This is a genomic window from Brevundimonas sp. LF-1 (assembly GCF_037055305.1).
Lineage (GTDB): Bacteria > Pseudomonadota > Alphaproteobacteria > Caulobacterales > Caulobacteraceae > Brevundimonas > Brevundimonas sanguinis.
This window is the reverse complement of sequence record NZ_CP146349.1, coordinates 1869711-1883726: the sequence shown is the minus strand read 5'-3', so window position 1 is coordinate 1883726 and position 14016 is coordinate 1869711. Positions and strand designations below refer to the sequence as shown.

Below are 14016 nucleotides of genomic sequence, written 5' to 3'. Positions count from 1 at the left end.
GTTACAGGACCTCCGGAGCCAGCGAGATGATCTTCATGTGGTTCTTGGCGCGCAGCTCGCGCGGAACCGGGCCGAAGATACGGGTGCCGACAGGCTCGTTCTGCTTGTTGACGATGACGGCGGCCGACTTGTCGAAACGAATGACAGAGCCGTCCTTGCGTTGGATGTCCTTCGCGGTGCGCACGACGATGGCGCGAACGACGTCGCCCTTCTTCACGCGGCCGCGCGGAATCGCTTCCTTCACCGAGGCGACGATGGTGTCGCCGATCGAGGCGTAACGGCGCTTAGAACCGCCGAGCACCTTGATGCACATGACCCGGCGAGCGCCCGAGTTATCGGCGACCTCCAGGTTAGTTTGCATCTGGATCATGGGATCCGATCCTTCTTCTTACGAAGCCGAAGACGGGGAAATGATTTCCCAGCGCTTCAACTTGGACTTGGGGGCGCATTCGATAATGCGCGCGATATCGCCGACTTTGAGAGCGTTCGCCTCATCGTGAGCGTGGTAGTTCTTGGACTTACGAACCGTCTTGCGGAGCAGCGGGTGCAGCAGGGTGCGCTCGACCTTCACGACGACGGTCTTGTCGCCCTTGTCGGAGACGACCACGCCTTCAAGAATGCGTTTGGGCATCGGTGTTTCCTTACGAGGCCGCACGCTTCTCGCGCAGAAGCGTCGAGATGCGAGCGATGTCCTTGCGCACTTCCGAGACCCGGTGGGTCTTTTCCATCTGGCCGGTGGCGGCCTGGAAGCGCAGGTTGAACTGTTCCTTCTTGAGCTTCAGCAGCTCGTCGGACAGTTGGTCGACGGTTTGCGACCGGAGATCGGCGATCTTGGTCATTAGGCGGCTTGCTCCGTAACGATGCCGGCGTCCAGGCGGGTGACCACCTTGGTGCGGATCGGCAGCTTGGCGGCGCCGAGGCGCAGCGCTTCACGAGCCACGTCGTCCGGCACGCCGTCGATTTCGAACATGATGCGGCCCGGGGCCACGCGAGCGGCCCAATGGTCCACCGCGCCCTTGCCCTTACCCATCCGCACTTCGGCCGGCTTGCCGGAGACCGGCACGTCGGGGAAGATACGGATCCAGACGCGGCCCTGACGCTTCATCTGACGGGTGATCGCGCGGCGAGCCGCTTCGATCTGACGCGCCGTGATGCGCTCCGGCTCGACGGCCTTCAGACCGTAGGAGCCGAAGTTCAGCGAGAAACCACCCTTGGACGAGCCGTGGATGCGGCCCTTGAAGGCCTTGCGGTACTTGGTCTTTTTCGGTTGCAACATGGCCTATCAGCCCTCACGACCACGGCGAGGACCGCGATCACCGCGGGGGCCGCCACGGCCTTCGTTGGACGACGGACCCGAGGCTTCCTGGGCCCAGCGCTTGTCCTGAGCCATCGGGTCGTGCTCGAGCACTTCACCCTTAAACACCCAGACCTTCACGCCAATGATGCCGTAGGTCGTCTTGGCTTCATAGAAGCCATAGTCGATGTCGGCGCGCAGGGTGTGCAGCGGCACGCGACCTTCGCGGTACCACTCCATCCGAGCGATTTCGGCGCCGCCCAGACGGCCCGAGACGTTGATGCGGACGCCCTTGGCGCCCAGGCGCATGGCCGACTGCATCGAACGCTTCATGGCGCGGCGGAACGCGATGCGGCGCTCCAGCTGCTGAGCGATGTTCTCGGCGATCAGCTGAGCGTCGGTTTCCGGCTTGCGGACCTCGACGATGTTCAGGTGAACTTCGCCTTCGGTGCGAGCGGCGATGTCCTTGCGCAGCTTCTCGATGTCAGCGCCCTTCTTGCCGATCACGACACCCGGACGGGCGGCGTAGATCGTCACGCGGCACTTCTTGTGCGGACGCTCGATGATGATACGCGACACGCCGGCGGCCGACAGGCGTTCCTTCAGCCACGTGCGCAGCTTCAGGTCCTGGTGGAGCAGTTTGGCGTAGTCGGCGCCGCCGGCGAACCAGCGGCTGTCCCACGTGCGGTTCACGCCGAGGCGCAGACCGATCGGATTGATTTTCTGACCCATCAGGCGGCCTCACCTGCTTCGCGAACCACGATGGTGATTTCGCTGAACGGTTTCAGGATGCGCGACGAGCGGCCGCGAGCACGGCTCGCGAAACGCTTCATCACCAGGTTCTTGCCCACGAAGGCCTCGGCGACGACCAGGTTGTCGATGTCGAGGTTGTGGTTGTTCTCGGCGTTCGAGACGGCCGAGTACAGGACCTTGCGGACGTCGCCGGCGATGCGCTTGCGGCTGAATTCCAGCTCGTTGAGAGCCTTCTGCACCGGCAGGCCGCGGATCGATTGGGCCACCAGGTTCAGCTTCTGCGGGCTGATACGGACGTTGACCAGCTTGGCGCGGGCCTCGGTCGCAGCAACGCGACGGGGTTCTTGGTCTGGGCCATGGATTACTTCCTCTTGGCCTTCTTGTCCGCCGCGTGGCCCGGGAAGTTCCGGGTCGGGGCGAACTCGCCGAACTTCATGCCGACCATTTCTTCGGAGACCGACACCGGCACATGCTTCTGGCCGTTGTGGACGCCGAACGTCAGACCGACGAACTGCGGCAGGATGGTGGAGCGGCGCGACCAGGTCTTGATCACGTCCTTACGGCCCGACGATTGAGCGGCGTCGGCCTTCTTGAGCAGATACCCGTCGACAAACGGGCCTTTCCAGGAGGAGCGGGCCATTCTTAGCGAGCCTTCTTCACGTGGCGAGTACGGATGATGAACTTATCCGTAGCCTTGTTCTTGCGGGTGCGGGTGCCCTTGGTGTCCTTGCCCCACGGCGTAACCGGGGTACGACCACCAGAGGTCCGGCCTTCACCACCACCATGCGGGTGGTCGATCGGGTTCATGGCGACGCCGCGGACGTGCGGACGCCAGCCCATGTGACGCTTGCGACCAGCCTTGCCCAGGTTCTGGTTCATGTGCTCGGGGTTCGACACCGCGCCGACCACGGCCAGGCACGAGTCCAGAACCATGCGCAGCTCGCCCGAGCCCAGACGGATCTGGGCGTAGCCCTGGTCGCGACCGACCAGCTGGGCGTAGGCGCCGGCCGAACGGGCCAGCTGAGCGCCCTTGCCCGGCTTCATCTCCACGTTGTGGATGATGGTGCCCACCGGCATCGAACGCAGGGGCATGGCGTTGCCCGGCTTCACGTCGACCTTTTCACCCGCGACGATGGTGTCGCCGGCGTGCAGGCGCTGAGGCGCGATGATGTAGGTCTTCTCGCCGTCGGCGTAGTTCACCAGAGCGATGAAGGCCGTGCGGTTCGGGTCGTATTCCAGACGCTCGACCGTGCCGACCACGTCGAACTTGCGACGCTTGAAGTCGATCTTGCGGTACAGCTTCTTGGCGCCGCCGCCGCGGAAGCGGACAGCGATGCGACCGCCCTGACCACGGCCGCCCGACTTGGTCAGGCCCTCGGTCAGCGACTTCTCCGGGCGGCCTTTGTGCAGCTCGGAGCGGTCGACCAGCACCAGGGCGCGGCGGCCCGGCGACGTCGGATTGTAATGCTTCAGAGCCATGGTCTTAGAGCCCCGTCGTGACGTCGATCGACTGACCATCGGCCAGCGTCACGATCGCTTTCTTGATGTCCACGCGGCGACCGAGGATGCCCCGGAAGCGCTTGGTCTTGCCCTTTTGAACCAGGGTGTTGACCTTGAGGACGTTGACTTTGAACAGGCTTTCGACCGCAGCGGCGATCTCGTCCTTCGTCGCCGTGCCGGCGACGCGGAACACGACCTTGTTCTGCTCCGACAGGATCGTGGCCTTCTCGGTGATCACCGGAGCCAGGATGGTGTCGTAGTGCTTGGCGGTGGGTTGAGCGGCGGCCATTATGCGGCTTCCTTCTCAGCGAAGCGGGCCTCGATCGCCTCAACGGCGGCCTTGGTCAGCACCAGTTTGTCCGCCCGCAGGATGTCATAGACGTTCAGGCCGGCGTTCGGCAGCACGTCGATGTGCGGGATGTTGCGCGCGGCCAGGCCGAAGTTGGCGTCGACTTCCGGACCCGCGATGATCAGAGCCTTGGTCCAGCCCAGCTTGCCGAAGGTTTCGCGCAGGGAAGCCGTCTTGGGCTCCTTGACCGAAACGCTGTCGACGACGACCAGGTCGCCGGCCTTAACCTTGGACGACAGGGCGTGCTTCAGCGCCAGGGCGCGGACCTTTTTCGGCAGCGAGAAGCCGTGGTCGCGAACGACCGGGCCGAACGCCGGCGAACCGCCGACGAACTGGGGCGCACGACGCGAGCCGTGACGGGCGCCGCCCGTGCCCTTCTGCTTGTACATCTTCTTGCCCGTACGAGAGTTCTCGTTGCGGGTTTGAACCTTGTGGGTGCCGGCGCGGCGCTTGGCCAGCTGCCAGTTGACGTAACGGGCCAGCAGGTCGCCGCGGATGTCGGAGATGCCGAAGACGGCGTCCGACAGCTCAACGTCGCCAGCAGCCTTGCCGTCGAGTTTGATGACCGAGAGTTTCATTACGCTTCACCGCCTTCGGTCGCTTCCACGGCCGGAGCTTGTTCAGCCGGCGTCGAAGCGGGTTGAGCAGCAGCCGACTTGACGGCGCCCGGGAACGGAGCGTCCGCAGGGCGGGCCTTCTTGATGGCGTCGCTGACCTTGACGTAAGCGCCGTCGTGACCGGGGACAGCGCCCTTGATCATGATTAGGCCACGCTCGGCGTCCACGCGGACGACGGTCAGGTTCTGGGTGGTGACGACTTCCTGGCCCAGGTGACCGGCCATCTTCTTACCCTTGAAGACGCGACCCGGATCCTGACGCTGGCCGGTCGAACCGTGCGAGCGGTGCGAAATCGACACGCCGTGCGAAGCACGCAGACCGCCGAAGTTCCAGCGCTTCATGGCGCCGGCAAAGCCCTTACCAATGGTATGGCCCTGGATGTCGACCTTCTGACCCGCGAGGAAGTGGTCGGCCGACAGTTCGGCGCCCACGTCCAGCAGGGCGTCTTCGCCCACGCGGAACTCGGTCACATAGGCCTTCGGCTCAACCTCGGCCTTCGCGAAAACTTCGCGTTGAGCCTTGGCCGTGTTCTTGGCCTTCTTAACGCCAGCGCCCAGCTGAAGGGCGACGTAACCGTCGCGCTCCTTGGTACGTTGGCCGACGACTTGGCAGCCGTCGAGCTGGAGTACAGTGACCGGAACGTGTGCGCCGTCATCGGCGAACACGCGGGTCATCCCCAGCTTCTTGGCGATCACGCCCGTGCGCATGTCGGATCCCGCCTCTTTCTTTCTTAGATCTTGATCTCGACGTCCACGCCGGCGGACAGGTCGAGCTTCATGAGCGCGTCCACGGTCTGCGGGGTGGGGTCGACAATGTCGAGCACGCGTTTGTGCGTGCGGATTTCAAACTGCTCGCGCGACTTCTTGTCGACGTGCGGCGAGCGGTTCACGGTGAACTTTTCGATCAGGGTCGGCAGCGGGATCGGACCGCGAACGGTCGCGCCCGTGCGCTTGGCGGTGTTGACGATTTCGCGCGTCGAAAAGTCGAGGACGCGATGATCGAAGGCCTTGAGCCTGATGCGGATGCTTTGATCCATATCGGTTGTTATTCCCATGCGGCCGGAGCCGCGTCCCTGTGAACCATTTCAAAGACCGAAGCCCCGAGACGAAAACTCGTCCCCAGGAAACGCAAATCCGCAAAAACGAGCGGCCCACGCAGTCCCCCGCGAAGGCCGTAAGTTCCCAAGAAGCTGCAAAGAACAGTAACTTAGGTCGTTCCTGCGAACCGCGTCTGCACCCGAAAGTGCACAGCCGGTCCAACAAGAGGGGCGCTTATGCCCTCCGATTCCGTTTCCGTCAAGCGTGGAAATCCCCGTCCCGTCAGGGTTTGCGACTCACCGCCCGCGCGGCCCCTGAAACGGTGCGCCGCAACATAACGCGGGCTGATCGTTAGGGACTGCGGCCGGAAAGCGGCCATATGAACGCCCCGGAAAGCCGCCGCCGCAATGATCGCCGTATACTGACGCAGTTATGCCTCAATGCGTCACTTTTGGGCAACATCGCCCCCAGTGTGACAGCGCCACGACATGTTTGTTACGGCAAAGCGCCAAACTGCGACCTATGTCTTGCCCATCGCCGGGCGGCTCAGCTTCCTGGCGGCAGTACATAAGGACAAAAAAATGAAAACCGTCTTTCTCGCTTCGGTCGCCGCCGCGACCCTGATCGCCGCTCCCGCCTTCGCTCAAGACGCCATCGGCTCGGCCGGCATCGCCTATAACTACGCCGACGTGGACGGCACGGACGTGAACCGCGGCGTCATCGACGGCACCGTCGCTTCGTCGGTGTTCGGCGACTGGACCGTGACCTTCAACGCCGAAGCCGCCTACACCGACGTCAAGGACGCTGGCGACGAAACCACCCTGGCCGGCGCCGTCCACCTGTCGAAGAAGATCGAAGACATGCGCTTCGGCGGCTTCTACGGCGCTTCGGAACTGGGCGCGACCACGCTGAACACCTTCGGCCTGGAAGGCCAGAAGTACCTGGACCGCGCCACCCTGACGGGCGTCGTCTCGTACGGCACGGCGGCTGACGCCGACATCTGGACCGTGGCCGGCGACGCCGCCTTCTACGCCACGCCGCAACTGCGCCTGAGCGGCGGCGCCGCCTACACCAACGTCGACGCCGACAACATCTTCATCGGCGCTGGCGACGTGGACGCCTGGTCGGCCGGCGTGGCTGCTGAGTATCAGTTCGCCAACTCGCCGTACTCGGTCTTCGGCGGCTACGACTACGTCAAGTCCTCGGACCTGGACGTCGACGCCAACGTCTTCAAGATCGGCATGCGCTACAGCTTCGGCGGCGGTCTGCAAGCCCGCGACCAAGCCGGCGCCAACCTGGGCCGCACGCACAACGGCGTCGCCGCCCTGTTCGGCTACTAAGACGTCTACGCGGTCCGCAAGGGCCGCCTGGAATGACGAAACCCCGGCGGAGCGATCCGCCGGGGTTTTTGTTTGGCTCATGCCCGACTGCAGACATGAAAAAGGCCCGGAGGGTTCCACGCTCCCGGGCCTTTTCCTTCAGAAACCTTTCGCGGCGTCAGCGGCCGATACGCAGGTCTCCTGATCCGACGATCGAGCGCGACACGCGGCCGGTCGCCTCGGCCACCCGGACATCGCCCGACCCGGCGATGGCCGCTGAGACATCGCCGGCCGTTCCCTCGAAGCGGACATCGCCCGAACCGCCGATCGACACCTTGAGCGACGGAGCGCGTCCCGCTCGCACCCGCACGCCGCCCGAACCGCCGATGGCGATTTCGGTTTCCCCATCCACCCGGGCCACTTCAATACTGCCTGAGCCGCCGACATTGGCCTCCAGCCTGCCTGTCGCCCCGGCAAAGACCGAGCCGGAGCCGCCGACCGACGCTTCCAGATTGCGGGAGGTCCCCGCACGGATGCTGCCCGATCCGCCGACCGACAGGTCCACGTCGCCCTCGACATTGGCCACCGTCCACGATCCGCAGCCGCCAGAGCCAAGGTCGACCGAGCGGGCGCCGCGCCCGATGGAGCCGAACACAGCCCCTCCCCGTTGACGTCCACGTCGCGCGGCGTGCGCAGGACGATCATCGGGGCATCCTCCATCCGGATCCGCCCCTTGCCCCGCACCTCGACCGTGGCGCCGTCGCCAGGCTGGCGAGCGTCGGCCCGGCTATTGTTGCAGGATCCGATAAGCCCGCCGCCCATGCCGCGCGCGCGGCCCAGGCCGCCGTCGATCCGCACCTGATCGCCGCGACGTTCGATGCGCAGTTCCGGCAGATCGGCTGCGCCCTGGGTGATCTCCACCCCGACATCCGCGCGGTCTTCCGGAATGACGATCACACGCGCCACCGCATTGCGGATGGTCACTTCAGCGGCGAGCGCCGGAGCCGCCAGAACGGCGGATGCGGCCAGGGCGGATCCCAAGGCGGCGGCGATAGCGGCGGGTTTCATCAGCGAGCTCTCCCTGTCTCTGTGTCGAGACGAGACTGGGGGCCCCACGTCGCAAAGTCAGTTTAAATCGAGGTCATGAACCCCTTTTAACCTTGGCCTCCCGCCGCCTCTGCGTTCAGCCGCCCGGCGCCGTCCACGGCGCCCGCCTCAGGCACGAAGTCACGCTCGAAGTTCTCCAGGCGGCTCTTCAGGGCGCCGGTCTTCTTCAGCAGCACGGACGCCGCCCAGCGCGCGGCCAGTTCAGGCGTTCCCATCTGGTCGGTCGAGCGGGGCGCCCCTCCCCGGCTGCGCACCACGGCGTTGGTGTAGAGGGCCCCTCGTCTCAGTCGCGAACTCCAGGTCTGGAAGTCGACCGACAGGGAGACGCAGAACCGGTCCAGATTCTCGACCCGATGCGGCGCGAAGAAGGGCCAGGTCAGCGCTTGGCCAGGCTCCAGGTCGATCGCCTGGGCGTCCTGTTCGAAGGCGCGGACATAGGGGATTTCCTCGGTCGTCTGCCGTGCGATCACCTGCTCCATGCTGCGCTCCGGCAGATGCGCCTCATCGCCCGGGAAGACGAACAGCCGCTTGCGGCCGCGCATGTGGAACAGGATCACCCCGGACGCGTCGAAGTGATAGGGCACCCGAGCCTTCGGCGACGACAGGATCAGCTGACCATTGCGGCTGACCGCCTTAAGACCCGGATAGGCCTCGCCCATGATGCGGTCGAACTCGGCCATCGTCGCCTGCCACAACTCGGGCCAGCCGCGCTCGACGTCGCGCATATTGACCCATAGCCGGCCCTGCTGGATCGCCTCCAGCAGTTCGGCGCCGTTCAGCCGCCCGCGCGCGCCCGTCCTCAGGCTGACCTGCCCTTCGTCGTCGTAGTCGTACAGGTTGATGTCGAACAGATCCGCAGGATACCGGTCCAGCACCTCGGCCAGGGCCTGATCCTCAGCGAAGCCGTTGGCGACCAGGGCATGCGCATGGACTGCCGCCTGGCTGATCGGACCCGCATAACGCGTCATGGAAGCCGTCATTCCGTTTCCTCCTCTACGGGCCTGTCCGGCCACCCGCTATTTCCGCACCATGTCGACGGCGGCGCGCAACGCCCCGAAGCTCGGCCCGTCAAACTCGTTTCACACGCCTCGATCACGGCCCAGCGGCGCCGCGTACTGGTGCGCAGACGCTGCGCCCGGTCACGGCCCGCCAGGCCGACCGCGGCGCTCATCGTGGCGCACAGGGCCCTGGACACGCCGGGCCGGGCCACGACGCCTTCGACGGTCACCAGGCCCCCGTCATCGTAGTATTTCTTGTAGTAGCCGCCTACGCCGACGCCGTAGTCGAAGACTCGGTAGCCCCGTTCGGACCCCAGCCGGATCGTCTCCTGCGTCAGCACTATGCCCGGCGACCAGCGCGCGACTTCCTGGTTATAGACCGGGAACCACAGGTGGAAATGACGCCCCGCGTGCATGGAGTATTCCATCGCCACCACCCGGCCATCGACGCGCAGCACCGCCATCGAGGCGCCGAAACCGTCTTCGCCCTCGCAGTCCATCAGGGCATGCAGGACCTGGCCGGTCCAGCCGCAGGCGAAAATGTCATGCAGACCGGTGCGGCGATACTGTTCGCTCTTTTCGATGATCAGCCGCTCCAGCAGGGCGTGATCGTGCAGGCAGATCTCGATCTCGACCGTCTTGAAGGCGCCGTCCAGCCCCGCCGCGAACGCTCCTTGTCCTTGAAGTATTTCGGAAAGGCCTTCCTGCGCCGCGCGTACCAGGCGTCGAAGCCGCCTTCGTCCGGCACGATCGAGACGACACTGTTATTACGGGGCATCTGTTCCGGCGCGTCGCCGATCCAGGCGGCGGCGGCGAAGCGCGGTGCGCCCAGCAGGCGCGCCGCTTCCTGCATCGAGGGCTTCTGATCCTTGGGACCGATGACCCCGTGATAGTCGTTCATCGGCGCCGCCAGCGGCTGGATCGTCCCGCCCCGGCGTTGATACGGATAATAGCCTACGACGCGGCCGTCCCGTTTGAAGACAGCCACGGCCGAGCCGGGACAGATCGCCCCCGCCGTGCGTGCGAACTCCCAGCGGAAATAGGGGCTGCTCAGGTCCGGATCCGCGCGCGCCCAGTCATTCCACTGCGCGCCGTCCTCGGCCGTCAGCTCGGCCAGGCTGCGGATTTCGACTGACAGTGTTTCCGACATGACGCTCCCTTCGGAACGATCACAGCAAGTCCCGTTCCATCCCGGCCTGATAAGGCCAAGCTCTTGAGGCGGGGTTAGCGCGCAGCCGCGTTGGCGCAGAAACGGAGCCTCTTGTCGCCCCCGGCATTGTCTTGGGCAGGAGGTCCCCATGACAACGCCCCGCCCCAAGAGCCGCGACACCGAGAACGAGAACCAGCGCCCCGACAAGGCCGGTCATCCGCCGCGCCCCGCGACCGAACCGAAAGGCGCCGAAGGCAGCAGCAACTCCGGCCGCACCGAAACCGACCCTGCGACCGGCGAACCGAACCACTGAATGCAAAACGGCCCCCGGATCGCTCCGGGGGCCGCTCTGTTACGCTTACGCTTACTCGTTACTGGCGAACCAGCGAGGGCCAAGGCCCCCGCTCATTCTGACGTCGATATTACTCGACGATCTTGGCCACGACGCCGGCGCCGACGGTGCGGCCGCCTTCACGGATGGCGAAGCGCAGCTTCTCTTCCATCGCGATCGGCGTGATCAGCTCGACGTCCAGCTCGGCGTTGTCGCCCGGCATGATCATTTCCACGCCTTCCTTCAGGCGCACGATGCCGGTCACGTCGGTCGTGCGGAAGTAGAACTGCGGACGGTAGTTCGTGAAGAACGGCGTGTGACGGCCGCCTTCTTCCTTGTTCAGGATGTAGGCCTCAGCCACGAACTTGGTGTGCGGGGTGATCGAACCCGGCTTGCACAGCACCTGGCCGCGCTCGACGTCTTCACGCTTGGTGCCGCGCAGCAGCACGCCCACGTTGTCGCCGGCTTGACCCTGGTCCAGCAGCTTGCGGAACATTTCGACGCCCGTGCAGGTCGTCTTCTGGACCGGACGGATGCCGACGATTTCGACTTCTTCACCGACCTTGACGATGCCGCGCTCGACGCGACCCGTCACCACGGTGCCGCGGCCCGAGATCGAGAACACGTCTTCGACCGGCATCAGGAACGGCATGTCGATCGGGCGTTCCGGTTGCGGGATGTAGGCGTCGACCGCCGCCATCAGCTCCAGGATGCGCTCTTCGCCGATCTGCGGGTCGCGGTCTTCGACAGCGGCCAGGGCCGAGCCCTTGATCACCGGGATGTCGTCGCCCGGGAACTGGTACGAGCTGAGCAGCTCGCGCACTTCCATTTCGACCAGCTCCAGCAGCTCCTCGTCGTCGACCATGTCGACCTTGTTCAGGAACACCACCAGGGCCGGAACGCCGACCTGACGCGACAGCAGGATGTGCTCGCGGGTCTGCGGCATCGGGCCGTCAGCGGCCGAGCACACCAGGATCGCGCCGTCCATCTGGGCGGCGCCCGTGATCATGTTCTTCACGTAGTCGGCGTGGCCCGGGCAGTCCACGTGCGCGTAGTGACGGTTGGCCGTCTCATATTCCACGTGCGACGTGTTGATCGTGATGCCGCGCGCTTTTTCTTCCGGCGCGTTGTCGATGTCGGCGTAGTTCATCGCCTTGCTGCCGCCGGCCTTCGCCAGCGTCATCGAGATCGCCGCCGTCAGCGTCGTCTTGCCGTGGTCAACGTGGCCGATCGTGCCGATGTTCACGTGCGGCTTAGTGCGTTCGAACTTTTCCTTGGCCATTCTCTAGCTCCTGGAATCCCCAAAGCGGGGGTCCAAATGGGTTTGGGGATAGGTGGGGCGATTTGTGCTCAAACCGCCCCGTTTTCAAGTGCGTCCGTCGGAAAGACGGATTTAGGCGTACTTCTTGATCACTTCGTCGGCGACGTGTTGCGGCACCGCTTCATAGTGGTCGTACTGCATGGTGAACTGGGCGCGGCCCTGCGACATGCCGCGCAGCGTGTTCACATAGCCGAACATGTTGGCCAGCGGCACGAAGGCGTTCACGACGACGGCGTTGCCGCGCATGTCCTGACCCTGGATCATGCCGCGACGGCCGTTCAGGTCGCCGATGATCGAGCCCAGGTACTCTTCCGGGGTCACGACCTCGACGGCCATGATCGGCTCGAGCAGCTTCGGTCCGCCCTTCTCCTTCAGTTCGCGGAACGCGGCCCGCGAGGCGATTTCAAACGCCAGCACCGAGGAGTCGACGTCGTGGAAGGCGCCGTCGATCAGGGTCGCCTTGACGTCGATGACCGGGAAGCCGGCCAGCAGGCCGTTGTCCTTGGCCGACTTCAGGCCCTTTTCCACGCCCGGGATGTATTCCTTGGGCACGGCGCCGCCGACGATGGCCGACTCGAAGACGAAGTCCGAACCCGGCTCGCCCGGCTCGAACACCAGCTTGACGCGGGCGAACTGGCCCGTACCGCCGGTCTGCTTCTTGTGGGTGTAGTCGATCTCGGCCTTGCGGCTGATGGATTCGCGATAGGCCACCTGCGGCGCGCCGATGGTCGCTTCGACCTTGTAGGTGCGCTTCAGGATGTCGATCTTGATGTCCAGGTGCAGCTCGCCCATGCCCTTCAGGATCGTCTGGCCCGACTCGTGGTCGGTCGAGACGGTGAAGGACGGATCTTCCGAAGCCAGCTTGGCCAGGGCGACGCCCAGCTTCTCTTGGTCGGCCTTGGTCTTGGGCTCGACGGCGATCTCGATCACCGGCGCCGGGAATTCCATCTTCTCGAGGATGACCGGCGACTTCAGCGGATCACACAGGGTGTCGCCGGTGCGGGTTTCCTTCAGGCCGGCCAGGGCGACGATGTCGCCGGCGTAGGCTTCCTTGATGTCTTCACGGTTGTTCGAGTGCATCAGCAGCATGCGGCCGACGCGCTCACGCTTGTCGCGCGACGAGTTCAGCAGCGACTGACCGGTTTCCATCTTGCCCGAGTAGATGCGGCAGAAGGTGATCGAGCCGACGAAGGGGTCGTCCATGATCTTGAACGCCAGGACCGACAGGGCTTCATCGTCCGAAGCCTGACGCGAGGTCGGCTCTTCGGTCTTGAAGTCGATGCCCGGGATAGCGGGGATGTCCACCGGCGACGGCAGGTAGTCGACGACGGCGTCCAGCAGGGGCTGCACGCCCTTGTTCTTGAAGGCCGAGCCGCACAGGATCGGATAGAAGGCCCGAGATGACGGCCTTGCGGATGCAGCGCTTCAGCACTTCCACCGACGGCTCTTCGCCGCCCAGGTAGGCCTCCATGGCCTCGTCGTCGATCTCGACGGCGTTGTCGACCAGGTACTGGCGGGCTTCGGCGGCGGCGTCGGCCAGGTCAGCCGGGATGTCGCGCACATCGGCCGAGGCGCCGACTTGGTCGGTTTCCCAGACCAGGGCCTTCATCTCGACCAGGTCGATCACGCCCTTCAGGTTCGATTCCGAACCGATCGGCAGTTGGATCGGCACAGCCTTGGCGCCCAGACGGTCGCGGATCGACTCGACCGACTTCTCGAAGTCGGCGCCGATCTTGTCCATCTTGTTGACGAAGACGATGCGCGGAACCTTGTACTTGTCGGCCTGGCGCCAGACGGTTTCCGTCTGCGGCTCGACACCGGCGTTGCCGTCCAGAACGGTCACGGCGCCATCGAGCACGCGCAGCGAACGCTCGACTTCAATGGTGAAGTCCACGTGGCCGGGGGTGTCGATGATGTTGAGGCGCTTCTCTTTCCAGAAGGCGGTCGTCGCGGCCGACGTGATGGTGATGCCGCGTTCCTGCTCCTGGTCCATCCAGTCCATGGTGGACGCGCCATCGTGCGTCTCGCCCATTTTGTGGTTCTTGCCGGTGTAGAACAGGATCCGCTCGGTCGTCGTCGTCTTGCCCGCGTCGATGTGGGCCATGATGCCGAAGTTGCGGTAGTCTTCGATTTTATGTGTGCGGGGCATTGGATTTGCCTTCCGGGAGCTTCGCGGACGCGCGAGCGCCCTGGGATGTCGGATATGACGGCGCGGGCGGTTCAGTCTGAACGCCCGCGCC

19 protein-coding genes and 1 pseudogene are annotated in these 14016 nt (G+C 64.9%); 2 read left to right on the top strand and 18 right to left on the bottom strand.

Features of this window, described 5'->3' with window-relative positions; all coding sequences use genetic code 11:
- Position 1 precedes the first annotated feature (1 nt).
- The 12 genes from rplN to rpsJ are packed head-to-tail and all read right to left on the bottom strand — an operon-like array spanning position 2 to position 5549.
- The gene (rplN, locus tag V8F63_RS10430; RefSeq protein WP_003164378.1) at positions 2 to 370 is read right to left on the bottom strand and encodes a 50S ribosomal protein L14; all 369 of its coding nucleotides are present in this window, start codon (positions 368 to 370) and stop codon (positions 2 to 4) included.
- Positions 371 to 388: 18 nt separating this feature from the next.
- A complete protein-coding gene (gene rpsQ / locus V8F63_RS10425) occupies positions 389 to 631 on the bottom strand; it encodes a 30S ribosomal protein S17 (RefSeq protein WP_003164377.1) in 243 nt (80 codons plus the stop codon).
- Positions 632 to 641: 10 nt separating this feature from the next.
- Positions 642 to 839 (bottom strand): 50S ribosomal protein L29, encoded by a 198-nt coding sequence (gene rpmC, locus V8F63_RS10420; protein WP_003164376.1) that lies wholly within the window; start codon positions 837 to 839, stop codon positions 642 to 644.
- Positions 839 to 1276 (bottom strand): 50S ribosomal protein L16, encoded by a 438-nt coding sequence (gene rplP / locus V8F63_RS10415; protein ID WP_003164375.1) that lies wholly within the window; start codon positions 1274 to 1276, stop codon positions 839 to 841. Before rplP ends, rpmC begins: the two co-directional genes overlap by 1 nt.
- A gap of 6 nt (positions 1277 to 1282) precedes the next feature.
- The gene (gene rpsC / locus V8F63_RS10410) at positions 1283 to 2026 is read right to left on the bottom strand and encodes a 30S ribosomal protein S3 (RefSeq protein WP_025978154.1); all 744 of its coding nucleotides are present in this window, start codon (positions 2024 to 2026) and stop codon (positions 1283 to 1285) included.
- Positions 2026 to 2409, bottom strand: coding sequence for a 50S ribosomal protein L22 (gene rplV, locus V8F63_RS10405; protein ID WP_392355075.1), 384 nt, complete (start codon positions 2407 to 2409; stop codon positions 2026 to 2028). The genes rpsC and rplV overlap by 1 nt, the downstream gene beginning before the upstream one ends.
- The gene (gene rpsS, locus V8F63_RS10400) at positions 2409 to 2687 is read right to left on the bottom strand and encodes a 30S ribosomal protein S19 (protein WP_003164372.1); all 279 of its coding nucleotides are present in this window, start codon (positions 2685 to 2687) and stop codon (positions 2409 to 2411) included. Before rpsS ends, rplV begins: the two co-directional genes overlap by 1 nt.
- 2 nt (positions 2688 to 2689) lie before the next feature.
- Positions 2690 to 3526, bottom strand: coding sequence for a 50S ribosomal protein L2 (gene rplB / locus V8F63_RS10395; RefSeq protein ID WP_025978155.1), 837 nt, complete (start codon positions 3524 to 3526; stop codon positions 2690 to 2692).
- Between the two features lie 4 nt (positions 3527 to 3530).
- Positions 3531 to 3836 carry a 50S ribosomal protein L23 gene (locus V8F63_RS10390; RefSeq protein WP_003170030.1) on the bottom strand — a complete coding sequence of 102 codons (306 nt, stop codon included), beginning with the start codon at positions 3834 to 3836 and terminating at the stop codon, positions 3531 to 3533.
- The gene (gene rplD / locus V8F63_RS10385; RefSeq protein ID WP_025978156.1) at positions 3836 to 4474 is read right to left on the bottom strand and encodes a 50S ribosomal protein L4; all 639 of its coding nucleotides are present in this window, start codon (positions 4472 to 4474) and stop codon (positions 3836 to 3838) included. Before rplD ends, V8F63_RS10390 begins: the two co-directional genes overlap by 1 nt.
- Positions 4474 to 5220: a 50S ribosomal protein L3 gene (gene rplC / locus V8F63_RS10380; RefSeq protein WP_025978157.1), complete on the bottom strand. Its 747-nt coding sequence runs from the start codon at positions 5218 to 5220 to the stop codon at positions 4474 to 4476. The genes rplD and rplC overlap by 1 nt, the downstream gene beginning before the upstream one ends.
- A gap of 23 nt (positions 5221 to 5243) precedes the next feature.
- Positions 5244 to 5549 carry a 30S ribosomal protein S10 gene (rpsJ, locus tag V8F63_RS10375; RefSeq protein WP_003164367.1) on the bottom strand — a complete coding sequence of 102 codons (306 nt, stop codon included), beginning with the start codon at positions 5547 to 5549 and terminating at the stop codon, positions 5244 to 5246.
- 582 nt (positions 5550 to 6131) lie between these two features.
- On the opposite strand from rpsJ, the gene V8F63_RS10370 reads away from it, so the two are divergent.
- Positions 6132 to 6890, top strand: a complete 759-nt coding sequence (locus V8F63_RS10370; RefSeq protein ID WP_134580346.1) for an outer membrane protein — start codon at positions 6132 to 6134, stop codon at positions 6888 to 6890.
- A 157-nt stretch (positions 6891 to 7047) separates the two neighbouring features.
- Here V8F63_RS10370 and V8F63_RS10365 read toward each other — a convergent pair whose 3' ends face one another.
- From V8F63_RS10365 to V8F63_RS10350, 4 genes are all read right to left on the bottom strand, one after another.
- Positions 7048 to 7524, bottom strand: coding sequence for a DUF2807 domain-containing protein (locus V8F63_RS10365; RefSeq protein ID WP_392353091.1), 477 nt, complete (start codon positions 7522 to 7524; stop codon positions 7048 to 7050).
- Positions 7525 to 8023: 499 nt separating this feature from the next.
- Entirely contained in the window at positions 8024 to 8944 is a 921-nt protein-coding gene (locus V8F63_RS10360) for a cupin-like domain-containing protein (RefSeq protein WP_392353090.1), read from the bottom strand.
- Positions 8945 to 8952: 8 nt separating this feature from the next.
- Positions 8953 to 9558: a GNAT family N-acetyltransferase gene (locus V8F63_RS10355; RefSeq protein ID WP_392355074.1), complete on the bottom strand. Its 606-nt coding sequence runs from the start codon at positions 9556 to 9558 to the stop codon at positions 8953 to 8955.
- A 2-nt stretch (positions 9559 to 9560) separates the two neighbouring features.
- A complete protein-coding gene (locus V8F63_RS10350; protein ID WP_392353089.1) occupies positions 9561 to 10124 on the bottom strand; it encodes a hypothetical protein in 564 nt (187 codons plus the stop codon).
- A 148-nt stretch (positions 10125 to 10272) separates the two neighbouring features.
- Here V8F63_RS10350 and V8F63_RS10345 point away from each other — a divergent pair, with 148 nt between their 5' ends.
- Positions 10273 to 10437 carry a hypothetical protein gene (locus tag V8F63_RS10345; protein WP_167349647.1) on the top strand — a complete coding sequence of 55 codons (165 nt, stop codon included), beginning with the start codon at positions 10273 to 10275 and terminating at the stop codon, positions 10435 to 10437.
- A gap of 109 nt (positions 10438 to 10546) precedes the next feature.
- Here V8F63_RS10345 and tuf read toward each other — a convergent pair whose 3' ends face one another.
- Positions 10547 to 11737 (bottom strand): elongation factor Tu, encoded by a 1191-nt coding sequence (tuf, locus tag V8F63_RS10340; protein ID WP_064108282.1) that lies wholly within the window; start codon positions 11735 to 11737, stop codon positions 10547 to 10549.
- A 111-nt stretch (positions 11738 to 11848) separates the two neighbouring features.
- Positions 11849 to 13925: pseudogene (fusA, locus tag V8F63_RS10335) on the bottom strand (elongation factor G).
- Positions 13926 to 14016 lie beyond the last annotated feature (91 nt).